This window comes from Microbacterium gorillae (assembly GCF_050990725.1).
GTDB lineage: Bacteria > Actinomycetota > Actinomycetes > Actinomycetales > Microbacteriaceae > Microbacterium > Microbacterium gorillae_A.
Genome location: NZ_CP158844.1, coordinates 4,093,164 through 4,117,445 on the forward strand (window position 1 = coordinate 4,093,164; position 24,282 = coordinate 4,117,445).

General features: G+C 64.1%; 12 protein-coding genes and 3 rRNA genes. 8 read left to right on the top strand and 7 right to left on the bottom strand.

Going from position 1 to position 24,282, the window contains the following annotated elements; genetic code table 11:
* Positions 1 to 73 precede the first annotated feature (73 nt).
* From ABTV68_RS18940 to ABTV68_RS18955, 4 genes are all read left to right on the top strand, one after another.
* A complete protein-coding gene (locus ABTV68_RS18940) occupies positions 74 to 2,038 on the top strand; it encodes an ABC1 kinase family protein (RefSeq protein WP_433675224.1) in 1,965 nt (654 codons plus the stop codon).
* A 100-nt stretch (positions 2,039 to 2,138) separates the two neighbouring features.
* The gene (locus ABTV68_RS18945) at positions 2,139 to 3,611 is read left to right on the top strand and encodes a DUF3375 domain-containing protein (RefSeq protein ID WP_433675225.1); all 1,473 of its coding nucleotides are present in this window, start codon (positions 2,139 to 2,141) and stop codon (positions 3,609 to 3,611) included.
* Positions 3,608 to 4,420, top strand: coding sequence for a DUF4194 domain-containing protein (locus ABTV68_RS18950; RefSeq protein WP_433675226.1), 813 nt, complete (start codon positions 3,608 to 3,610; stop codon positions 4,418 to 4,420). The genes ABTV68_RS18945 and ABTV68_RS18950 overlap by 4 nt, the downstream gene beginning before the upstream one ends.
* Positions 4,417 to 7,779, top strand: a complete 3,363-nt coding sequence (locus tag ABTV68_RS18955) for an ATP-binding protein (RefSeq protein ID WP_433675227.1) — start codon at positions 4,417 to 4,419, stop codon at positions 7,777 to 7,779. The genes ABTV68_RS18950 and ABTV68_RS18955 overlap by 4 nt, the downstream gene beginning before the upstream one ends.
* 49 nt (positions 7,780 to 7,828) lie before the next feature.
* On the opposite strand, the gene ABTV68_RS18960 is transcribed toward ABTV68_RS18955, so the two are convergent.
* The gene (locus ABTV68_RS18960) at positions 7,829 to 9,154 is read right to left on the bottom strand and encodes a hypothetical protein (protein WP_433675228.1); all 1,326 of its coding nucleotides are present in this window, start codon (positions 9,152 to 9,154) and stop codon (positions 7,829 to 7,831) included.
* A gap of 305 nt (positions 9,155 to 9,459) precedes the next feature.
* Here ABTV68_RS18960 and ABTV68_RS18965 point away from each other — a divergent pair, with 305 nt between their 5' ends.
* Together ABTV68_RS18965 and ABTV68_RS18970 are read left to right on the top strand one after the other, a co-directional pair.
* Positions 9,460 to 10,029 (top strand): hypothetical protein, encoded by a 570-nt coding sequence (locus ABTV68_RS18965; RefSeq protein WP_433675229.1) that lies wholly within the window; start codon positions 9,460 to 9,462, stop codon positions 10,027 to 10,029.
* A 2-nt stretch (positions 10,030 to 10,031) separates the two neighbouring features.
* Positions 10,032 to 10,817, top strand: coding sequence for a hypothetical protein (locus ABTV68_RS18970; RefSeq protein ID WP_433675230.1), 786 nt, complete (start codon positions 10,032 to 10,034; stop codon positions 10,815 to 10,817).
* A gap of 213 nt (positions 10,818 to 11,030) precedes the next feature.
* Here the strand turns inward: ABTV68_RS18970 and ABTV68_RS18975 are convergent, their stop codons facing one another.
* The 6 genes from ABTV68_RS18975 to ypfJ form a co-directional block, all read right to left on the bottom strand.
* Positions 11,031 to 13,862 carry an immune inhibitor A domain-containing protein gene (locus tag ABTV68_RS18975; protein WP_433675231.1) on the bottom strand — a complete coding sequence of 944 codons (2,832 nt, stop codon included), beginning with the start codon at positions 13,860 to 13,862 and terminating at the stop codon, positions 11,031 to 11,033.
* 243 nt (positions 13,863 to 14,105) lie between these two features.
* Positions 14,106 to 14,222 (bottom strand): 5S ribosomal RNA (gene rrf / locus ABTV68_RS18980).
* A 118-nt stretch (positions 14,223 to 14,340) separates the two neighbouring features.
* Positions 14,341 to 17,441, bottom strand: a 23S ribosomal RNA gene (locus ABTV68_RS18985).
* Positions 17,442 to 17,833: 392 nt separating this feature from the next.
* A 16S ribosomal RNA gene (locus ABTV68_RS18990) occupies positions 17,834 to 19,356 on the bottom strand.
* The 16S, 23S and 5S rRNA genes sit together here, the layout of an rRNA operon.
* 484 nt (positions 19,357 to 19,840) lie before the next feature.
* Positions 19,841 to 20,818 (bottom strand): prolyl aminopeptidase, encoded by a 978-nt coding sequence (gene pip, locus ABTV68_RS18995; protein WP_433675232.1) that lies wholly within the window; start codon positions 20,816 to 20,818, stop codon positions 19,841 to 19,843.
* 64 nt (positions 20,819 to 20,882) lie between these two features.
* Complete coding sequence (gene ypfJ, locus ABTV68_RS19000; RefSeq protein WP_433675233.1) at positions 20,883 to 21,767, bottom strand: KPN_02809 family neutral zinc metallopeptidase; 885 nt, start codon at positions 21,765 to 21,767, stop codon at positions 20,883 to 20,885.
* A gap of 155 nt (positions 21,768 to 21,922) precedes the next feature.
* On the opposite strand from ypfJ, the gene ABTV68_RS19005 reads away from it, so the two are divergent.
* Both ABTV68_RS19005 and ABTV68_RS19010 read left to right on the top strand, forming a co-directional pair.
* On the top strand, positions 21,923 to 23,698 hold the full coding sequence (locus tag ABTV68_RS19005; RefSeq protein WP_433675234.1) for a cation:proton antiporter: 1,776 nt from the start codon (positions 21,923 to 21,925) through the stop codon (positions 23,696 to 23,698).
* Between the two features lie 94 nt (positions 23,699 to 23,792).
* On the top strand, positions 23,793 to 24,251 hold the full coding sequence (locus ABTV68_RS19010; RefSeq protein ID WP_433675235.1) for a recombinase family protein: 459 nt from the start codon (positions 23,793 to 23,795) through the stop codon (positions 24,249 to 24,251).
* The last annotated feature ends 31 nt before the right edge of the window (positions 24,252 to 24,282 follow it).

The window sequence follows — 24,282 nt, forward strand, 5'->3', positions numbered from 1 at the left end:
TCCTCCCAGCACCCGTCACGTGCGATCCTGAACCCACCACACCGAGGCACGACACGACAGCAAGGCGGCTCCCATGCAGTATCTGTTCGGCAACGTCGTCGCGGTCGTCGTGACCATCGCGATCGCCGCCGTCGTCGGCGCGGTGCTGCGCCGCGTTCTGGACGGGCAGCCGGCGCGGTGGCGGAGCTTCCTCGTCGCCCTCATAGCCCTGCTTGTCGTTGCCGGCGTTGCGGAGCCTGTCGCCGTGCAACTCGGCGTCACCGCGAGCGCGACGCCCACTACCCAGGCCGTGCTGTGGTGGCTGTTCATCATGCTTCTCGTGGTGCTGGGCATCGGCGTCGGCGCGTTGGGCGTGCTGGTGATGGGCGAAGCGCTGCTGCCGACCGGACGCTACGGCACCTTCGCCGACATCGCGCGGTCTCTGGCGGGTGGCGCGCGCCGCTCGGTGCGCTACCTCTCCCTGCTGCGCGTCACCGCGGCCAGTCGGCTCTGGCGCTCCGCGCGAAACGGTCCCGACTCCCCCGAGTTCGCCGCCGCCATCACGCGCACTCTGAGCGATGCCGGTCCCACCTTCGTGAAGATCGGACAGGTGCTCTCCACGCGCCCGGAGCTGGTCTCCCCGGCCCTCGCCGAGAGCCTGGCCACCTTGCAGTCCGATGCGCCCGCCCTCCCCGTCGACGTCGTCGAAGCGGAGCTGACGCGCGCGTGGGGTCGCGCGCCCGGCACCGTGCTCGCCGAGCTGGATCGCGTCCCCTTCGCGGCCGCCTCTCTGGCGCAGGTCCACACCGGACGGATGCCAGATGGCACGGAGGTGGTGGTGAAGGTCCGCCGCCCCGGGGCCGTGCAGCAGGTGACCGTCGACACGTCGATTCTGCGGCGCTTCGCCGTCAGCGCCGAGCAGCGGTTCGGCTGGGCGCGCGACGTCGGTGCCGTTGCTCTCGCGGAGGGGCTGGGTCGATCTCTCCTCGGCGAACTGGACTACCGCTCGGAGGCCCGGAACGCGCGAGCGTGCGGCGCGGCTCTCACCGGCGACCCCCTGATCACCGCACCCACGGTCATCGCCGATCTCACCCGCGAGAACGTGCTGGTGATGGAGCGATTCCACGGCACGAAGCTCGCCGAGGCAGCTCACACGCTAACCGATGAGCGTCGTGCTGACCTCGCCGACGCCCTGCTGTCGCGAGTGGCCACGAGCATCTTCGTCGACGGCGTGTTCCACGCCGATCTGCACCCGGGCAACCTGCTGCTGCTGGACGATGGTCGCATCGGCATGCTCGATTTCGGGGCCATCGGCGTGATCGATCCGGAGACCCGCCGCCAGCTCTCGCTCCTGCTGCTGGCCCTGCTCACCGGCGACGACCTCGCCGCGGCGACAGCGCTGACCCTCGCCTTCGATCTCGGCCCCCGGCAGCAGCGCGGCTCGGCCGACACGATGCGGCGCGAGCTGGGTCGGCTCATGACGCTGCACCTCGCCGGCTCTCCGGACTTCACCGCTCTCGTCGCCGACCTGGTCCGATTCCTCTCGCGCAACGGGATCGTCGTCCCGGGTGATGTCGCCGGCGCCTTCCGCACGCTCGCCTCGCTCCAGGGCACCCTGCACGCCCTCGTTCCGGGATTCGATGAGATCGCCGCGATGCGCTCCATCCTGCCGACCCTCATCCACCGCTCACTGGATCCGATGCTGCTGGCCCAGCATGGGGCGATCGAAGCGGCGCTCGCGCTGTCGATCGCCCGCCGACTCCCGGAGCGCATCGAGCGCGTCTCCGACGACCTCGCCAGCGGTCGTCTGGTGGTGCGCACCCGCGCGTTCGCAGACTCCGACGATCGTCACTTCGCCGCCTCCCTCGTGACGGATGCGGTGTCGGGAATTCTAGCCGCGGTGCTGATCGGCGTCGGCGCCGGCCTGTTCACCGTGGCCGATGGTCCCCAGATCGGTCCCGGCATCGGCCTGCTCCCGCTCGTCGGCGCGATCGTGGGCACGGCCGGCACAGCGCTGGCGTTCCGGCTCCTCGTGCGCCTGTTCCGCCGCCGTTCCTGAACCCCCTGCGCCCACCAGATTCACCCACCTGCCCGCGGTATCCTGGAAGGCCGTGCGGTGCACCCGGTGCCGCGCGGATTTCGGCCGAGGGGGAGCAGCGATGAGCGACATCACCGCTGAGCTCGCCCGCATCTCCGCGGCCACCCAGAGCCCCACGCTCCGGCTGCTGCGCACGAAGCGCGCGCCGTTCGTGCTCACCGTCTTCCGCGAGGTGTTCGACCAGTCGGCGAAGTCCGTGAAGGCCGACCGCGTACACGTGCGCGTGGACGCGTTCCTCGCCGAAGCGCGGGAAGGCGGCTACGACGTCCCGCAGGGCGACGGCCGTTCCCTCTGCACCGCCTGGATGAACGCCCGCTGGATCAATCGGGTTCATGACGACGACAACGATGAGGCGTACGAGCTCACCTCCGCGGCGCTCGGCGCACAGCGCGTCGTGGAGAGCCTGACGGCCGATCGCGCGCTGCTGAGCGAATCGCGACTCACGATGATCGTCGACGGTGTTCGCCGCCTCGCCGGTGAGGCGAACCCCGACCGCGACGCCCGCATCACCGCGCTCGACAAGGAGATCGCCGCCCTCACCGCGGAGCGCAACCGCCTCCAGGCCGGCGGCGAGCTGCACCGCGCCGGTGACGGGCGCATGCTCGAGGGCTACCTCAACATGCGCGATCTCCTCGGCCAGCTGCCGCGCGACTTCCGCCGGGTGGAGGAGTCTCTCGACGCGATGCGTCGTGACCTGATCAAGCAGTTCCGGGCCGAGGATCGTCCCAAGGGCGAGGTGCTGGAGGAGTATCTCAATCGCAGCGCCCAGCTCTCCCAGGAGACCGAGGAGGGGCGGGCGTTCGAGGGCGCGTTGGCGATTCTCAACGATCGAGAGCTGCTGCGCGCGTTCCAGGACGATCTGGCCACCATCCTCGATCACCCCTTCGCCGGCGAGGTCCGTGCCGAGGACGCTCGCGTGTTCCGCCGCTCCACCGATGTGCTCCGCCGCGGACTGCGCGACGTGCAGCACACGCGCACCCGGCTGCACCGCGTGCTCGGCGAGCACATCACCAGTCACGATTCCGCCCAGGACCGCGAGGTGACCCGCCTCCTCGCTGCCCTGCACGATGAGCTCTCCGTGTGGATGGACACCGCCCGCGTGCGCGACACCGTTCCGGCGCTGTGGGAGCAGCCCGGACGCCTCGATGTCGATCACGTCAAGGAGAACTTCCACTCGCCGGCGCACGATCGGCCGGTCGCGCGACTCGACCCCGACGCGGGCGAGGCGCCCGAAGGTCCCGACTTCGCCGACGTCCGCCTCCAGGGTGGTCCGCTCACCGCCGAAGTGCGGGCGGCACTAGCCGAGGGTCTTGCGGACGGCGCCGCGACCATCGGCGAGGCGTTCAACACCCTGCCCGCCGACCTCAGCCGACCGGTCGAGCTGTTCGGCCTGATGCAGATGACGGCCGATCTCGGCCGCGACGACGACACGGAGACGGTGCGCACGCACCGCCCCGACGGAACACCCCAGACGTTCGCCATCCCCCGCATCACGGCGGACGCGAGCGCACTGCACGCCGAGGAGGACGCATGAGCGACGACACCCGCGTGGACATGTGGACAGACGAAGACACGTCCGTGGACGACGTGCCCGATATGGCGGAGGGCTTCGCCCCGGCACCAGACGCCGACCCGGATGTCGCCGACGCCTCCGCCTTCGAAGGGACGGACTCGCTGGAGGATGCGGCGCTGGAGGGTCGCTCCGCCCTGTGGGACGGCGATTCCGGCATGCTCACGATCGCCCAGCGCCGCGCCCTGGTCCGCATTCTGAAGAAGCCGACGATCACCGCCACCGCCGATCCCGAAGCCTGGGCCGTGCTGCGGGAGGATGAAGCGCTCATTCGCTCCCGCCTCAACGATCTGTTCCTCGATCTGCGCATCGACCCCAACGGCGTCGCCTTCAAGTTCCAGATCCGTTCCGAGACCGACTCGCCGGTGCCTCCGCTGCTGCACGAGGCCACCTACACGCGCGAGGAGACGGTGCTGCTGCTGCACCTGCGCCAGCGTCAGCTCACCGAGCGGGCGAACGGCGTCGAGCATGTCTCGGTCGGCGCCGAGGAACTGCTCGAGCAGATCGCGCTCTATCGCCCGCAGGACGCCGGAGACAAGGCGGGCGACCGCAACCGCGCGCAGAAGGCGATCGAATCCGCCGTGCGCCTCGGCGCTCTCGCTCGTACGACGGATCCCGACCGCTATCTCATCACGGCCGTCATCGAATCCGTGCTGCCGGCCCAGAAGCTGCCCGCCCTCCTGGCCTGGTTCCGCGAGGAGAACCGGCCCGGTGCCCACGAACACGATGACGCGCCCGAGTCGGCAGCACCCACCGAGGAGGACGCCGAGTGAGCACCCCTGCACTTTTCGAGGGCTTCGACGACGCCACCGCGCAGTGGCGGCTCACCACGCTGCAGCTGGTGAACTGGGGCGGTTTCCACGGCCACCACAGCATCGATTTCGGCCATGACGCCACGCTCATCTCCGGCGGCTCCGGCACCGGTAAGAGCACCATCCTCGACGCGTACCTCGCGCTGATGATGCCCACGAACGTCCCCTTCAACGGGGCCTCGAACGACGCCACCACGGGACGCGCCCGTAGCGCGACCCAGCGCAACGTCCTCAGCTACCTGCGCGGGAAGATCGACTCCACCCGGCAGGGCGACGAGATCACCGACACGGTGCTGCGCGGCGGCGACGCCCCGATCTGGGGCGCCATCGCTGCCACCTTCACCGACGACTCAGAGCGCATCCTCACGGTGCTGCGCACGTTCATCGCGCCCGCAGGTGCCACGAACGCGGCCGATGTCCGCATGCGCATGTTCACCGTCGCGGCCGACGTGGACCTGTCCGAGCTGGATCGGTACGCCGAGACCCGCTTCGACGTGCGACGCATGCGTGAGACGCTGCCGAGCATCGAGACGCACGAGACGCCGGGCAAGTTCCTGGAGTACGTCACCACGCGACTCGGCATCGGCGGTGTTGACAGCGGCGACAACGCGCTGCGCCTCCTCGCCCGCGTGCAGGCGGGTCACCAGGTGCGCACGGTCGACCGGCTGTTCAAGGAGCTCGTACTGGAGCGACCGGCCACCTTCGGCGCGGCCGATCGCGCGCTCGAACAGTTCCGCGCCTTGAACCAGACCTACGAGGACATCCGCATCGCGGAGGAGAAGCAGCGGGTGCTCTCCCCCATCCGCGAGCTGTTCGCCGAGCGACGCGATGCTCTCGCACGCACCGAGCGGCTCGATCGTCTCGGCGTGAACGCGCATGAATCGGCGTTCGGGCTCTGGAGCCTGCTCACCGAGCGCGATCTGCTGGATCGCGATGAGAGCCGCACGCGCATCGAGAAGGAGCGTGCTCAGGCCGAGAAGGCTGCCGCGGACGCGCGCATCTCCGCGCTGAACGCGCAGCTGGAGGTCATCGACCAGGAGATCCGCGACAACGGCGGTAACGCGATGCAGGTGCTGGAGTCGCAGCTCGAGCAGGCTCGCGCCGATCTCGCGCGCAAGCAGCTGAAGAGATCCGAGTTCCTCGACAAGGTGCAGGCGCTGTCCCTGGAAACACTTGACGCCGACTCCTTCGCCGAGCTGCGCGCCGTCGCGCAGGCGCACACCGGATCGTCCTCCGACTCGTTCATGGCTCTGCAGTCGGAGCGCGACCGCGTGGTCGCCGCCCGTGGTCGCGTGGAGGCGCGACTGCAGGCGTTGAAGGAGGAACGGGCTTCCCTCGGATCCCGCGCGGGCCGCGTGCCGGTGGAGCACGATGAGGCCCGCCGTCGCATCGCGGCCGCAGCGGGGGTGGATCCGCGGGATCTCCCCTTCGCCGCCGAGCTGATGGACATCGCTCCGGAGTTCGCCGAGTGGCGTCGCGCCGCGGAGGACACGCTGCGCGGAGTCGGGCTCACCATGCTCATCGACGAGCGTCGTGCGCCGCAGATCCGTCGCGTGATGGACACGTTCGTCGCCGGTCAGGCCGGGGAGCTCGGCTTGCGCCTGCAGAACCAGGCCGTCCCCGTCGACGTCCCGTTCCGCCGCCCCACGGACACCCGATACGTCTCCGGTCGTCTGGTGTTCCAGGAGGGGCCGTTCACCGGGTGGCTCGCCGAACACGTCGCGAGCGATGCGATCGATCACCTGTGCGTGCAGGACGCGGCCGATCTCGAGGCGGAGGAGCCGACGGTCACGATCAACGGGCAGACGCGCCGCGGCTCTCGCGGTGCGCACGGTCGCGCGCTGCGCCAGCGCGACGTCCTGGGGTTCTCCGGCGAGGCCCGCATGTCGGAGATCGCCGAGGAGGCGGTCGCCCTCGACGGCGAACGCACCGCGCTGGCTGCGCAGCTACAGGAGTGCGACGAGCGTCTCGACGCACACAACCGCCGCTCGGCGGCATTCGGCATCGTGCTGTCCACCGCGTGGGACGACATCGACGCGGCGACCGTTGCAGAGCAGGTGGCGGGCCTGCGTGAGCAGTACGAGGCGCTGACCACCGACTCCGACGCGCTCCAGCAGTTGCAGGCACGCCGTGCGGAGCTCGTCGCGGAGCGCGAGGACCAGCGCGCGGTGTCGGTCATCGCCGGCAAGTCCGCGATCGAGCTCGACGCGGAGTGGGGTCGCGTCGTCGACCGCAAGGACGATGTGGCCACACTGCTCGACGCAATCGAGCGTCGGGAATCGGCAACTCTTGACGAGGCAGACCGCGCTTCTCTCGCCGCGGAGTCCGCGCGCTTGGGCGGCGACTTCACGCGTGCCGATCTGCCGCGCGTCATCGCGTTGGTTCGCGAGGCCGTCTCGACGGATCTTGCCGCTGCAGAGCAGGCGGCGGCTCGTGCCGAGCAGGCCCTGATCCGCAGTTTCGAGATGTTCGACTCCCGCTGGCCCGACCTGAACCGCGGATCGGGGGTCGAGGCGTTCGAGGAGTATGAGGCGATCCTGGATGAGATCGTGCGCAACGGTCTGCCGCAGCGCCTGGAGGCGTTCCGTCGAAGCTTCCAGAAGTGGTCGGGCGACGATCTGAAGCTGCTGAGCGACCAGTACCAGCGCGCTCTCGATGCGATCGATGAGCGACTCGATCCGATCAACGACATCCTCCGCGGCACCCCGTTCGGCGCCGGCGGGCAGGACCGGCTGCGCATCGAGGTGCGCCACTCCACGCCCGAGTATCTCGCGCGCTTCCGCCGCCAGCTCGATCGCCTGAGCTCCGCCTCCCTCGAATGGAGCGACGCAGAGGCCGAGGCGCGATTCGTCGAGCTCCGCGACTTCATGACCCAGATCGATGTCGGCGTGAACGGCTCCACGCTGGAGCGCGATCGCCTCCTCGACGTGCGACAGCACATCGAGATCTCCGCCTCGCGCGTCTCCTCCGACGGGCGCATCGTGTCGACGTACACGGACATCGCCGGCAAATCCGGTGGCGAGACGCAGGAGCTGGTGGCGTTCATCGTCGGCTCGGCCCTGCGCTACCAGCTGGGCGACGAGCGCCGCGCCAAGCCCCGCTTCGCCACCGTCATCCTCGACGAGGGCTTCGTGAAGTCGGACTCCGAGTTCGCCGGCCGCGCGGTCACCGCCTGGCGCGACCTCGGCTTCCAACTCATCATCGCCGCCCCGCTCGACAAGGTCACCGGCCTCGAACCCCACGTCGACGTGATGTGGTCGGTCACGAAGTCCGCCGAGATGAAGTCCTACATCACCCCCTTCCGCCGCGTCACGGTGTAAGTACAGGCGATATCCGCAGCCTGGGCCGGGATCGTCCGTATGCGAGCGCTCACCACCACCCTTGGCCAGACCAGATGATGGGCACCAAGACGCACAGCACGACCTCGGCAAGAACACAGGCAATGACAAGTACCCAGGCCGTGATGAGTGGACCTCGCGGCTGAGCCTTTCGTGCGTGTCGGCGTGCGATTCCCGCAGCGACTGCCAACGGAACGGAGACGACAGCGAATGGCGCGAGCAACGCCGCCGACCACGCGAAGCTGATCCATGGAACACGCTGTCGTGGAGCGTCGTTCCACTCTTCCAATCGCTTCACGGTCTCACCAAGCTTGACCCATGCCACGTCCAGAAGCGGCGCTGTATACCGATGGTCCGGCCGAGGGATCGCAACACTCAACACGGCGATGATCGCTGGCAATGGGACGGCAAGACCAACGAGAAGGGCTTGTGAAATGGCGTTCGGAGCGGACTGCACAGCACCCACCGCAACTGTCGCGCCGAGAAAGACACTGAGCAGCATCGGCAGTACGAGAAGGCTCAACACGTCCAACGCCTTGAGGCTAACGATGGCTCGCCCGAGGTCCGGGCTGGAGCCGAAGAAGGCGATGACGACGAAAGTCGCCGCGATCGCGTAGAGCAACCCCGTCGCAAACTGATCCGCAGCATAACCCGCCGCAACGCTGAGAATACTCACTGCGACCCCGGCGACACTGCAGCCCTGCCACCAGAGTGCCCTCATGGGATGTTCGCGGTGCCGCCCGCGGATACGCGCGCGCTGAAGGCGTGCAAGCAGGATCTGTTGAGCACGACGTTCTCGATACAGATCGAATCGCTGCGCATCAATGTCGGCGATTGCAGAGGCGTCTACCGCCAGTACCAGTGTGATGAGCGCGCCGATCGGAACCCCCAGAAGATCCACCAGAGTCGCAGGGTGTCCGCCACCCAATCCTTGGAGCGCGGATGAGATCGCGTTCATCCCGACGAACACCGCGCCAGCCCCCACCAGTGAGGCGATAGAGCCCCAGAACTGGCGTTGGGCGATCAATTGGGCAGGCCGGAGAGCTTCCGGGTCTCGAGGCATACGCACCAGAACTTGGAGGCCCAGCGAGATAGGTAGCAGAGCCAGCAATGCGGCACCGGCCGAATCCGCTGAGATCCACGTGAAATCAATCGAATTCTCGCTACCTTGTATCCAGCTCACAAGAATCAGGAGTCCCATGCTTGCCCAGCCGATTATGCCCGCGAATCCTGACTGGCGCGCAGCCTGCAGCAGTTGCGCCTCATATCGGTCGGATTCGCGCAATACTTCGCGAGCGGTTGGGCTCTTCTCGTCTTGAGCGCTTCGCGAACGGCGAAACCAATTTCTGAATGCCATACCGTCACACTATGGCTCACAACGAAGTCCGCGGTTCGATCTCCCCAGCGATGAGCAAGTACACCGGTGCGAACAGAAGAATACCCTGAGAAGCACGCCCATTCTGTCGCCCAGCGCGGCCAGACTTGCATTACCCATAAATTAGATGCGTATGAGAGTCTGCTCGGATCCGTGAGAAATTTTCAATTTCGCATCGCTCCTCACCGCGCAGATGACCGACGCCGTGTAGATGTGACCGTTCCTCCCCGGTCGAGCGCTGTGGAGAGCCCTGTCCCGACACCCGCGAGTGCGTCTAACTTGAGAGCATGCTGTCTCTCCCCCGCTCCTGGATTCACGCCGCGGCATGCATCACTGTGGCGGCGTTGGCACTCGCCGGGTGTAGCGCCGAAGCGACGACTGCGCCGACACTTGCTGCAATCACCCCGACCTATCACCCGTCGACGCCCACGCCAGTGTCCGATGCGGATGCGGAAGCGGCGATCGCTGCGTACATGGCGTACATAGACATGGGAAACGCAGTTGACGCCGGAACGGCTACGCGAGAGGACGTCCTTGAACTAACGACCGGTCACCAAAAGCAATTTGAAGTTGACCTCCAGGATGCACTCGACAGTCGCGGCTGGAAAATCTCGGGGACGTCTGAGGTGGCGTTAGCAACCCTCAATACGAGGGAATCGCCGCTCGATGGCACTGTCTATCTCGATGTGTGTCTAGACAGCCGCAACGTGCATGCATACGATTCCGGCGGCAATGAAGTCGTGCTCGATCGACCGCCCGGGATGCTCGCCATCACTGCCGAGCTGACCTCACAGAACTCCGGCCCGTGGCTTCTCAGCAATAGCGAACCGCGAGAGGAAGGGCCCTCATGCGAGTAAACATGGGCCTCGCAATCGTCGCGTTGGCCACAGCGACATGGCTGTCACCGACGAGCGGTTCCGCAACTTGCGGGCAGGGAGTCTGCTTCGACTACAACCCCGGCGATGACGGCAATGGGGTCGACGTCGGAGGAGTCACCACACCTGATGACCCCGGTGAGCCTGTCTCCGCCCCCGACACCGATACGGACGATGGGACTGGTGATGGTGATGGCACGCCCGCGGACCCCGTGCCGGCCCCGCCCGGGCCCGGCGACCTCTGCTGGGACAACCTCAGCCCGCTCGCCTGCCCGAACCCGGGAATTCCCGAGCCCACGCCCGAACAACCCACCTACCCCGACACCATCTACAACACTGACCTCATCACCTTCACCCCGCACGACCCCACGGCCACCGCCCCCAACGAAGCCATGGCTCTCGCCAACACACCCCTGCCGATGACGCTCACCACGACAACCCACACCGTCACCGGATCTCTCCTTGGCCATCCCGTCAGTGTCACCTTCATCCCCGCCGGCTACACGCTCGACCACGGTGACAACACCGCCCCCACCTACACCGCCGACAACCCAGCGACGATCACTCACACGTACACGACCCGCGGCATCTACCCCACGACCATCGCCACCCACTACACCGCCACCGTCACGTTCCCCGACAACATCCCCAGACCGGTCCACGGCATCATCACCACCACAACCCTCGGGCCCACCGCCCACATCCTCACTGCCCGCACCGCACCCGTCCGCACCACCTGCAACACCGCCCCCGCTGCGCCCGGTTGCTAACGCCCGACACCGAACTGCTCTTACGAACCGCAGCGCCCCGCTCCTTGATCAGCGTCCTTTGAGACCAGCCCCCCCCTGAGCCCTGAGCCCGAGCCCGAGCCCCGAACCCCGAACCCCGAACCCCGAACCCCGAACCCCGAACCAGGGTGGCCTCCCCGAAGAACGACGAAGCGCCGGCCCTCGAGAGGACCGGCGCTTCGCATGCGGGTCAGATCACTCGCGCGGGGCGGTGACCGAGATCAGCGCCGCGGTGTCATTCTGCATCGACTTCTTCACCGAGATCACGGTGCCGTAGCCCACGCCCGAATCGGCGGGGTTGCCGGTGCCGAGGGTGGTGAAGCCGAGGTCGAGGCCGTAAACACCGGTGGCGGGCGAGCCATCGGGGTTCACCACGCGCGTCGTGTACGGCGCGTCGCCGACCGACGGGACAACCACCGACGCATCACGCATGCGGTTGTACAGCTGACCGTCGCGCAGCTCGAGACCGGCAACCCAGCCCTTGTCGTCGGTGAAGGTGCTCACCGCGGGCAGCGGGCCGAAGTCGGTGCAGGCCTCGTTGTAGTTCGCATCCACCAGGCAGTCGCGCAGCGGATAGGTCGCCTGCACACCGAAGGCAGCGTTGGACGACTGGGCGCGGCTGGAGATGTTCTTCAGCAGCGACGGGTCGAGCGCCGCTTCGGCACCGGTGCGGCGCAGCGGATCGAAGTGGCTGTCCACGAGGAGCAGACCGCCCTTGGCGCCGTAGCTGGGCAGCGCGGTGAGGTTCGCGGTGACCTGGTTGGAGCTGCCGTAGGTGGTGTCGCGGTACCAGACCAGCGCGCCAGGCGCGTTGTAGGCGACTTTCTCCACCTTCCAGGCATCGTCGCTGTACACGGTGGTGTAGCCGTACTTCAGACCCTTGTCGAAGCCATCGAGGTTACGCCACTCCACCAGGTAGTACTGCGCCTTGATCTGCGTACCGGTGTCGCGGACCCACCCAGCACCCGTGGTGTCCGTGAAGGTGCCACCGGCAGCCGTCCACCCGTTGTCTCCCGACTCGACGTCGTCGCTCCAGAGCGTGGTGCCCCCGGCGGTCAGCGAGAAGTCGTCGGAGAACCAACCGCGATCCATGTACGCGGCATCCGTTGCGTACCGCAGACGGATCTGGATGTTCTGCCCCGCGAAGGCGGAGAGATCCACGTTGTCGTGACGCCAGCCGTCGGTGGTACCCGTGAGGCCGTACTTCTTGCCGCCGAAGTCGGCCATGCGACCGTTCGGGTCGGAGTAGCCGTCGTCGGTAGAGACGAGGTTGCCGTTGTCGTCGTAGACCTTCTGCTCGCTCCAGGTGCTGCCACCATCGGTGGACACCTCGACGAAGCCGTAGTCCCAGTCCTCCTCGATGACGAAGTTGTTCCACATCGAGAACGTCGCACCCGCCGGAACGCTGTCGATCGAGCGCGCCAGCGTGACATCGGCCCACGCCTGATCAGCGTTCGAGTACCACATCTCGGAACCGCTGTGCGGCTCCGCCAGCACGATCTGCTTGTCGGGCAGGTTCACCTTGATGCCATCCTTGGTGCCCTTCGCGGGACGCGAAGTCTGACCGACCTTGATGGTCTTCGTGCCGTCTCCTGGGTTGACCTCCTCGAGATCCACCCATCCGAGCACCCACTTGTCCCAGATGCCCATGTGGGTGGGCATCGACTGGAAGATGGGGCCGGAGTGCGAACCCGAGCTCATCAGATCCCAGAAGTCGATGTCGGAGTTGCCCGCGTTCGAGGTGTCGTACAGGTCAGGGAGACCGAGATCGTGACCGTACTCGTGCGCGAAAACGCCCACGCCCGAGTTCTCCGGCTGGACGATGTAGTTCTGGATCTTCAGATCCGTTCCCGGGATCGGTGCGCCGCCGGTCACGTCGGACGAGTGCGCCCAGATGGCGTACGTGCCTTCGGCACCGCCACCACCGGACTTGTCCTCGCCCGCGTGGACGAGAACGACGTGGTCGATGATCCCGTCCGGCTCGTTCACGTTCCCGTCGCCATCGAGGTCGCCCTGGTCTTCGATGTCGTAGTCAGCCCACGGGAAGTCGGGGCTCTGCGCGGCCAGTGCCGCAACGGCGTCGATGGGCAGCTGTCCCGGGCCCAGCGGGTTGTCGGGGTGGCCCTGCATGTCCTGCATCGGGCCGGCCTCATACTCACCGGTCTCGGGGTTCAGATGGCAGACGGTGGCACCGTAGTACCCCTCCGAGTGCGGCACCTTGACCCATGCCGTGGCCTGTCCCGTGACGGTGTACGCGCCGCGAGACATCTCCTCGTACATGTTCTTCATCGTGTAGCCGGAGATGTCGAAGCCGGGCTTGCCGTCGGGACCGGTCAGATCCGTCCGCACGCGGTCCGTGATGCCGGTGCTGGAGAAGAGCATCTTATTGAAGTGCTCGCTCGAGAAGTCGGGCACCCACATCGTGTTGTTGTCGGGGTGCGAGGCATCTGCCGGGTTCGGAATGCCGTTGTGCAGGGTCGGTCCCTGCACATCACCGGCCTTGCAGTCCGTCGCCCCGAAACTCGTCGGCACTTGGAGGTCGGAGAAGTCGTCGGTGCCATCGAACTCGACCAGGATGGTGAGCAGCTTCGCCTGCTGGGTGGTCTTCGACTGCTTCAGATTCTTCGGGCTCTTGCCGGTCTTGACCGCTTTCGCCTCCGTGGCCGCGAGCTGACGAGCCGCGACGGGGTTGCCCTGTGCGTGCTTCTGATCGTTCTCCTTGGCACGCTCGATGGCGGAGGCGCTCACGGCACCACGAACGTTGCCGTTCTGGTCGGCCACGACGTGATCGTCGGAGGCGTCGAACGCTCCCTCCACGCGCGGTTCGACGTAGTTGATGTAGTGATCGTCAAAGCCGTCGCCGGTGACCGCGGCCGAGCCGGTCGCTGTCGAGGCAGGCGCGGGGTCTGGTGCTGGCGCAGCATGCGCTGGCACTGCTCCAAACGCCGCCATACCGGCGACGGTGAGCGCGAACGTCGACGCCGTTGCCGCGACACGTCGTCGTGTCCGAGCTGTCTGTTCAGACATTGCTTCTCCCTTCAGGCACCGTCGCGCAGGTGGCGCAGCGGTACGGGTGTTGCGCGCCGATCAGGCACGCAGAAACAACAAATACCGCTGAAACCCTGTGCGTGAGAATAGGGTTCGCTGAAGATGAAAAGACCCTAACGTTGGCGTGCGCAGTGCACACGGCCACGACGCACCCGGAGAAGGTGCCCGGGTACGACGAAAGCCCTGACCGGCGTTGGTCAGGGCTTTCGTCATTTAAAGGGAGTCCGGCGGTGTCCTACTCTCCCACAGGGTCCCCCCTGCAGTACCATCGGCGCTGAGAGGCTTAGCTTCTGGGTTCGGAATGTGACCAGGCGTTTCCCTCTCGCTATGGCCGCCGAAACACTATTGATGTTTCAATCAGCACAACGAGTCATTCGTTGTGTGTTCTCGACCGTACATCGAGAACCACTCAGTGGACGCAAGCAAGTTCATGCCACCCACCCACGGATGGGGGGTGTTTATCAAGTCATCGGCTTATTAGTACCAGTCAGCTACACGCATTACTGCGCTTCCACATCTGGCCTATCAACCCAGTAGTCTGGCTGGGAGCCTCTCACCCGAAGGTATGGAAATCTCATCTTGAGGCCGGCTTCCCGCTTAGATGCTTTCAGCGGTTATCCATCCCGAACGTAGCTAACCAGCGGTGCTCTTGGCAGAACAACTGGCACACCAGAGGTTCGTCCAACCCGGTCCTCTCGTACTAGGGTCAGATCCTCTCAAATTTCCTACGCGCGCAGCGGATAGGGACCGAACTGTCTCACGACGTTCTAAACCCAGCTCGCGTACCGCTTTAATGGGCGAACAGCCCAACCCTTGGGACCTACTCCAGCCCCAGGATGCGACGAGCCGACATCGAGGTGCCAAACCATGCCGTCGATATGGACTCTTGGGCAAGATCAGCCTGTTATCCCCGAGGTACCTTTTATCCGTTGAGCGACAGCGCTTCCACAAGCCACTGCCGGATCACTAGTCCCGACTTTCGTCCCTGCTCGACTTGTCAGTCTCACAGTCAAGCTCCCTTGTGCACTTACACTCGACACCTGATTGCCAACCAGGTTGAGGGAACCTTTGGGCGCCTCCGTTACTTTTTGGGAGGCAACCGCCCCAGTTAAACTACCCACCAGGCACTGTCCCTGAACCGGATTACGGTCCGAAGTTAGATATCCAGAGTGACCAGAGTGGTATTTCAACAACGACTCCACACCCACTAGCGTGAATGCTTCACAGTCTCCCACCTATCCTACACAAGCCACACCAAACACCAATACCAAGCTGTAGTAAAGGTCACGGGGTCTTTCCGTCCTGCTGCGCGTAACGAGCATCTTTACTCGTATTGCAATTTCGCCGAGTTCGCGGTTGAGACAGTTGGGAAGTCGTTACGCCATTCGTGCAGGTCGGAACTTACCCGACAAGGAATTTCGCTACCTTAGGATGGTTATAGTTACCACCGCCGTTTACTGGGGCTTAAATTCTCAGCTTCGCCTTACGGCTAACCGGTCCTCTTAACCTTCCAGCACCGGGCAGGCGTCAGTCCGTATACATCGTCTTGCGACTTAGCACGGACCTGTGTTTTTAGTAAACAGTCGCTACCCACTAGTCTCTGCGGCCACCAAACGCTTTCGGAGCAAGTCCTAATACGCCGATGGCCCCCCTTCTCCCGAAGTTACGGGGGCATTTTGCCGAGTTCCTTAACCACGATTCTCTCGATCTCCTTGGTATTCTCTACCTGACCACCTGAGTCGGTTTGGGGTACGGGCAGCTAGAACCTCGCGTCGATGCTTTTCTCGGCAGCATAGGATCACCCACTTGATACGCATCGTGTCTCAGCCTGTATAAGTGACGGATTTGCCTATCACTCAGCCTACGCACTTGCACAGCGACAACCATCGCGCTGCTGGGCTACCTTCCTGCGTCACACCTGTTAATACGCTAACCGCACCAGAACGGGGTCGTACGCTAGGCCTCCAGCCATCACCCGAAGGATCCGGTCAAGAGGATTCAGATACTTAGCACTACTGGATTAGCTTGGGCGGTTCTTCGCCGGTACGGGAATATCAACCCGTTGTCCATCGACTACGCCTGTCGGCCTCGCCTTAGGTCCCGACTTACCCAGGGAAGATTAGCTTGACCCTGGAACCCTTGGTCTTTCGGAGGACGTGTTTCTCACACGTCATTCGCTACTCATGCCTGCATTCTCACTCGTGTAGCGTCCACGGCTGGATCACTCCGCCGCTTCACTCGCCACACGACGCTCTCCTACCCATCAACACGGCTGGACCACGAAGGCCTACCAAAAATGTCAATGCCACAACTTCGGTGGCGTGCTTGAGCCCCGTTACATTGTCGGCGCGGAATCACTTGACCAGTGAGCTATTACGCACTCTTTCAAGGGTGGCTGCTTCTAAGCCAACCTCCTGGTTGTCACAGCAACTCCACATCCTTTTCCACTTAGCACGCGCTTAGGGACCTTAGATGGTGGTCTGGGTTGTTTCCCTCTCGACTATGAAGCTTATCCCCCACAGTCTCACTGCTGCGCTCTCACTTACCGGCATTCGGAGTTTGGCTGACGTCAGTAACCTTGTAGGGCCCATCGGCCATCCAGTAGCTCTACCTCCGGCAAGAAACACGCAACGCTGCACCTAAATGCATTTCGGAGAGAACCAGCTATCACGAAGTTTGATTGGCCTTTCACCCCTATCCACAGCTCATCCCCTCAGTTTTCAACCTAAGTGGGTTCGGTCCTCCACGACGTCTTACCGTCGCTTCAACCTGGCCATGGATAGATCACTTCGCTTCGGGTCTAGGACACGCGACTCAATCGCCCTATTCAGACTCGCTTTCGCTACGGCTACCCCACACGGGTTAACCTCGCCACGTATCACTAACTCGCAGGCTCATTCTTCAAAAGGCACGCTGTCACACCTACCAGGGGTGCTCCAACGGTTTGTAAGCAAACGGTTTCAGGTACTATTTCACTCCCCTCCCGGGGTACTTTTCACCTTTCCCTCACGGTACTTGTCCGCTATCGGTCATCTGGGAGTATTTAGGCTTATCAGGTGGTCCTGACAGATTCACACGGGATTTCTCGGGCCCCGTGCTACTTGGGATACTCTCCACGCCAATACACGCATTTCGACTACGGGGTTGGCACCCTCTATGACTGGCCTTTCAAAACCATTCGTCTATACGCTACTGTCACGTCGAAGTCTCGGCAGAAACTTCCGGTGAGTCCCACAACCCCCAACGTGCAACACCTGCCGGCTATCACACACGCAAGGTTTAGCCTGATCCGGTTTCGCTCGCCACTACTAACGGAATCGCGGTTGCTTTCTCTTCCTGTGGGTACTGAGATGTTTCACTTCCCCACGTTCCCTCTACCCGCCCTATATATTCAGGCGGGAGTCACTAGGTCGGCACGCCGCCCAGCGGGGTTTCCCCATTCGGACACCCTCGGATCAAAACTTGCTTATCAGTTCCCCGAGGCTTATCGCAGATTGCTACGTCCTTCTTCGGCTCCAGATGCCAAGGCATCCACCGTTTGCTCTTAAAGACTTGAATACATGAGTTAAGAAATGATCAGATCCAAAGATCTGACACTTTCAAAAAACAATCCACACGGGCCGAAACCCATACGGATCATCTTTAAGATGCTCGCGTCCACTGTGTAGTTCTCAAAGTACGGGCGGTACTCCCACCTCCCCCGACACACGGTCAGAATCAGCAGAAGCCCAGAGGAATGAAGCAATCCATACGGATCACATCCGGTCCCTCAGGACCCAACAGCGTGCAGCCGCCTGCTAGCATCCCCCACCGTTCCAGATCCGAAGACCGTACTAACTGGAGTCAGCTGCGCTGACGGCATGTCAAATGTTCCACCCATGAGCTCCCAGCGAGAAACATTCGCTCTCGATCTGGGTTCTGGAGGACCGGAGTCCTCAGATGCTCCTTAGAAAGGAGGTGATCCAGCCGCACCTTCCGGTACGGCTACCTTGTTACGACTTAGTCCTAATTACCGATCCCACCTTCGACGGCTCCCTCCACAAGGGTTAGGCCACCGGCTTCAGGTGTTACCGACTTTCATGACTTGACGGGCGGTGTGTACAAGACCCGGGAACGTATTCACCGCAGCGTTGCTGATCTGCGATTACTAGCGACTCCGACTTCATGAGGTCGAGTTGCAGACCTCAATCCGAACTGGGACCGGCTTTTTGGGATTCGCTCCACCTCACGGTATTGCAGCCCTTTGTACCGGCCATTGTAGCATGCGTGAAGCCCAAGACATAAGGGGCATGATGATTTGACGTCATCCCCACCTTCCTCCGAGTTGACCCCGGCGGTATCCCATGAGTTCCCACCATAACGTGCTGGCAACATAGAACGAGGGTTGCGCTCGTTGCGGGACTTAACCCAACATCTCACGACACGAGCTGACGACAACCATGCACCACCTGTATACGAGTGTCCAAAGAGTCCTCTGTTTCCAGAGTGTTCTCGTATATGTCAAGCCTTGGTAAGGTTCTTCGCGTTGCATCGAATTAATCCGCATGCTCCGCCGCTTGTGCGGGTCCCCGTCAATTCCTTTGAGTTTTAGCCTTGCGGCCGTACTCCCCAGGCGGGGAACTTAATGCGTTAGCTGCGTCACGGAATCCGTGGAATGGACCCCACAACTAGTTCCCAACGTTTACGGGGTGGACTACCAGGGTATCTAAGCCTGTTTGCTCCCCACCCTTTCGCTCCTCAGCGTCAGTTACGGCCCAGAGATCTGCCTTCGCCATCGGTGTTCCTCCTGATATCTGCGCATTCCACCGCTACACCAGGAATTCCAATCTCCCCTACCGCACTCTAGTCTGCCCGTACCCACTGCAGGCCCGAGGTTGAGCCTCGGGATTTCACAGCAGACGCGACAAACCGCCTACGAGCTCTTTACGCCCAATAATTCCGGATAACGCTTGCGCCCTACGTATTACCGCGGCTGCTGGCACGTAGTTAGCCGGCGCTTTTTCTGCAGGTACCGTCACTCTCGCTTCTTCCCTGCTAAAAGAGGTTTACAACCCGAAGGCCGTCATCCCTCACGCGGCGTTGCTGCATCAGGCTTTCGCCCATTGTGCAATATTCCCCACTGCTGCCTCCCGTAGGAGTCTGGGCCGTGTCTCAGTCCCAGTGTGGCCGGTCACCCTCTCAGGCCGGCTACCCGTCGACGCCTTGGTGAGCCATTACCTCACCAACAAGCTGATAGGCCGCGAGCCCATCCCAGACCAAAAAATCTTTCCAGACAATGACGATGCCGTCTTGTCTCGTATCCGGTATTAGACGCCGTTTCCAGCGCTTATCCCAGAGTCCGGGGCAGGTTGCTCACGTGTTACTCACCCGTTCGCCACTGATCCACAGAGCAAGCTCTGCTTCACCGTTCGACTTGCATGTGTTAAGCACGCCGCCAGCGTTCATCCTGAGCCAGGATCAAACTCTCCGTGAAAAAACAGCTGCAACACCCCAACCGGAAAAAGGCCGGAAGCATTGCGAGTTTGAAACTGACCAAAAAAGGATGTCAAAACTGACAACCATAAATTGATCCAAAGGAATCTCACCCGGCCGAACAAAAAGCTCGACCGACGAGGTTATTTGGCATTTGACAAGTGCACGCTGTTGAGTTCTCAAGGATCGGATACTCCCACACACCACCCTTCCGGGCTTCGCTGCGGGGCAACTTCTCTAACCTAGACCAGAACCAGCAACACGTCAAACCGACACGCCGCAAGCCACAGTCCAGGCAACCACCCACAACAACAACCCCGACACAACAGCGCCAGGATCATCATCGAAGGGGATCGTTCACCAGCTTGAGGGGAGCCGGACCCGAAGGCCCTCCGCTCTACCCTGTGGGGCGAACAAGAACTAACCTACGCGGAACCCACGCACACGACAAATCCCGATGAACAACGGGCGTGTCGCGCACCGGCTCAGGACGCGAACCGATCACAGGCCGCGCGCAGCGCGCGACGCGTGCCGGGTTCAGCGGCCGAGTGACCGGCATCCGGAACCACGATGAACTCCGCCTCCGGCATCGCCTCACGCAGAGCCCATGCCGTCATCATCGGCGTGCACATGTCGTAGCGCCCCTGCACGATCACCGTAGGGATGTGTCGGATGTGTGCGGCGTCATCGATGAGCTGGTTCTCGCGAAACCATCCGCCGTGCATGAAGAAGTGGTTCTCGATACGCGCGAACGCTACCGCTCGGGCCGCATCAGCCATGTCGTCAACGGCGTCCTGGTCTCGGAGGAGGTTGACGGTGCCGGCCTCCCACTGCGACCACGCCACCGCCGCGGGCAGATGCACCGCCGGGTCCGAGTCGAAGAGTCGGCGGTGGTAGGCCTCGATCATGCGGTTGCGCTCCACCGGAGGGATCTGCTCCTCGTATGCGCGCCAGTAGTCGGGAAACACCGCAGCGGCGCCACCCTCGTAGAACCACTCCAGCTCCTCACGCCGCAGCGTGAAGATCCCCCGGAGCACCAGCTCAGTCACCGCATCGGGGTGTGTCTGCGCGTAGGCGAGGGCAAGGGCGGATCCCCAGGACCCACCGAACACCTGCCACGCAGCGATTCCGAGGTTCTTGCGCAGCAGCTCCATGTCCGCCACCAGGTGCCACGTGGTGTTGTGACGCATGTCGGCGCTGGGATCACTCGCGTGCGGTGTGGACTTACCGGCACCGCGCTGGTCGAACAGCACGATGCGATACTTCTCCGGGTCGAAGAAGCGTCGCTGCCACGGCGAGGTACCGGATCCCGGGCCGCCGTGGACGAATACCACGGGCTTTCCCTCGGGATTGCCGCTCTGCTCCCAGTAGATGCGATGGCCGTCGCCCACCAGCAGCTGACCCGTCTCATACGGCTCGATCGCCGGGTAGAGGTCTTCGTCGAAGCCCTGCTCGTCAGTCATGTCGTTCCCCCACTGGTGCGCTGTCGGCGCGCACCGGTCATCGTCGCTCCTCGGAGCGGTGCTCTCAGAGCGGGCCGTCGAAAGTGTCGCAGGCGTTGATGCCCTGCTGGTATCCCGTCCAGAACCAGGTCTGGCGCTGCTCGCTGGAACCGTGCGTCCAGGTGTCCGGGTTCACGTACCCGCTGCGGCTCTGAATGTTGTTATCTCCCACGGCTGCGGCAGCGTCCAGCGCGTCCTTGATCTGCGCCTCGGTGGGCTCCAGGAAGTAGGGCTCGCCGTTCTTGTCCTTCGTCAGCGTGAGGTCCTTGATCCACCCGCCGGCGAAGCAGTCCGCCTGCAATTCTGTGCGCACGCTGTTGCTGTCGGCACCGGTGCCGTTGTTCGGATACTGCTCCATGATGCCGATGAGGTTCTGCACGTGGTGGCCGTACTCGTGACCCAGAACGTAGACCTGAGCGAGGTCCCCAGCGCCGGCGCCGAACTGCTGGCGCATGATCTCGAAGAACGACGGATCGATGTAGACGCCCTGATCCGGCGGGCAGTAGAACGGGCCCATCTGATTGCTGGCGGTGCCGCACGCCGACTCCGTCGTGCCCTCGTAGATCACCGCGGTGGGCTTGACGTAGCCGTCCATGTTGGCAGCCCAGAACTTGTCGAGTGACAGGGTGGAAGCAGCGAGGCGGCAGTCGTCATTCGCGTTGGCATCGGCACCCGTCTTGCAGTCGGCGATAGCACCAACCGTGGGTGCCGCTTCCTGCTGCTGGGTCTGCCCACCCGTGCCGACGATCCCACTGAGATCCACCTGACCGTTCGTGAGGATCGCCACCAGCGCCACCACGATGGCTCCGAGGCCGACTGCTCCGCCTCCCACCACCATGCCGGTACGACGGCCACCGCCGCGACGCTGCGCGGTGTTGTCGCTGACATCAGCATTGGGGTTGAACGTCATGGGTCAAAGGTACTCGCCCGAGGCCCCATCGCACGGAACGATGCACACACATTCTGCGCCGGCACGAGGCGGTTCCCGCCACGAGCGCCCCTCTAAACTGAAGAGGTCGGCGTGTGCGATGCCCTTTCCGCAGACGCCTCGGGAGGAGGGTCCACATGTTCACGCCCCTGTCCAACTTCCCCGAGATCGACCATCTCATCCCCTTGTTCGCTCAGATCGATCTCGACCTGACGATCATCCTCGTCGTCGCGGGGATCCTGATCATCGCGCTGGTGACGGCGCTGGCACCGAAGGTGGGCGTCGCCGGACCTCTCGTGCTGGTCGCGCTCGGCATCGGGATCACGCTGATTCCGGGGACTCCGAATCTGTACCTGCCGCCGGACTGGATCCTCATCGGCATCCTGCCGCCTCTCCTGTACGCCGCCGCCGTGTCTCTTCCCGCGATGGAGTTCCGCCGAGATTTCAGTGCGATCGGCGGACTCTCGGTCCTGCTGGTGCTGCTTTCGTCTTTGGTACTCGGACTCGTCTTCAGCCTCCTGATCCCTGACGTCGGGTTCGCGGTCGGCGTGGCGCTCGGTGCCGTGCTGAGTCCGACGGATGCCGTCGCCACCTCGATCGTGAAGAAGCTCGGCACCTCGCCCCGTGTGGTGACGATGCTGGAGGGCGAGAGCCTGCTCAACGACGCCACCGCGCTCGTGCTCCTCAAGACGGCGATCGCCGCTGCCGCCGCGCCGTTCGCACTCTGGGGCAGCATCGGAACGTTCAGCTGGGCTGTGGTGATCGCCGTCGGAATCGGTGGAATCGTCGGCTGGGTGAACCTGCGGGTTCGCGCGTGGATCCCGTCGACCACGGCCGCCACCGCCATCAGCTTCGTGGTCCCGTACGTCGCCTACCTCCCGAGCGAGCACCTCGGTGGCTCGGGCCTCGTCGCCGCCGTGGTGGCCGGCATCGTCACGGGTCAGGGCGCCGCTCGATACTTCACCGCCGAGCAGCGACTGAGCGACCGCGTGAACTGGCGCACGATCGAGCTGATGCTCGAGGGAGCGGTCTTCCTCATCATGGGCCTGGAGCTCAGCTCCGTGATCAACAGCGGTGACGAGGACATCCTCGGCAACGCCGCCTTCCTCGCGTTGCTCGCCTTCCTCGTAATCATGGGGATGCGAACCCTCTACGTGATTCCGCTGGTGTGGTTGCAGGGACGGCGAGCGAAGCGCGGTGAGACGATCCGCCCGCATCTGGAACAGGCCCGCGATCGGTTCCAGAACGTCACGGTCGAGCAGGTCGCCGAGCGCGGGGCCCGGAATCCCGAGCGCCGCCTGGCGAGCTTCCGCCGGCGCATCTCCCGATCGCTCGGCGATATCGCGTACCTCGAGTCGTCCCAGCTGGGCTGGCGTGAGGGCACGCTCATCGTCTGGGCGGGGATGCGCGGCGCGGTGACCCTGGCAGCGGCGCAGACGCTGCCGCAGGACACCCCGAACCGCAGCCTGCTCATCCTGATCGCCTTCCTGGTGGCCGTCGGCACGCTCCTCGTGCAGGGTTCCACGATCAAACCGCTCATTCGGGCCCTGGGGCTGACCGGAGCAAGGGATGACGCAGACTACGCCGAGCGGCTCGCCGAGCTGAACGCTTCCCTGCGTGAGGCGGCATCGAAGGCGCTCGCGAACCCCGACCTGCATCGTGAGGACGGCCGTCCGTTCGACCCCGAGCTGTTGGCCGCGGCGCGTGAGCGCATGGTCGCCCCGCCCAATGAGGCGGAGGGCGCCACCATGGATGAGCTGCGCGCGATCCGTCTCGTGATCATTCAGGCGCAGCGGCAGCGGCTCACGTCAGCACGTTCGAACGGTCGCTACAGCACGGCGATGCTGCGGCGGGTGCTGGAGGGATTGGACGCCGAGGAGCTCAGCATCCGCGCGCACCTCCCGGAGGGATGACGACAGGGGCGCCCCGGCTCCGACGCTTCACCCCGGGTGCAATGTCGGTGGTGTCAGGCACAATGGGAGCACACGACGAACGACGGAGAAGGACATGACGGACGGCGCGACGGCGGGCACGGACTTCGGCAACGACACGGGGCTGATTCCGGTGGCGCACACGGCTGCGGAGTGTCCCAAGTGCTTCTCGGAACTGCAGTCGGACAGCACGTGGTGGCGGGCTCGCCCCGAAGGGTCACGACTGGTGGGGCTCGTGGTGGTGCGTGACGACATGCCTTCCCTCATCGACCAGCGCGAAGACCTCTCCCGTTTCGGCGTGCCCATCGAGGGATTCCGACACCCGGCTCCGGAGACGCTGGAGTCCTGGGAGCAGCGGCTCACCCGGTTCTTCGGTACCCTCCGACGCGGTGACGTCCTGGTGATCTCCTCAGTTCACGCGCTCGGTCGCGATCTCTCCGAGGAACAGCGGACGATGGCGGAACTGCGTCGCCGCGGCATCATCATCAAGGTGCTCAGCCACGGGGCGAAGCACCTCGCGGACGCCGTTCGGTAGATCGCGGGCTGCCGAAACGCCTCGCCGCTCC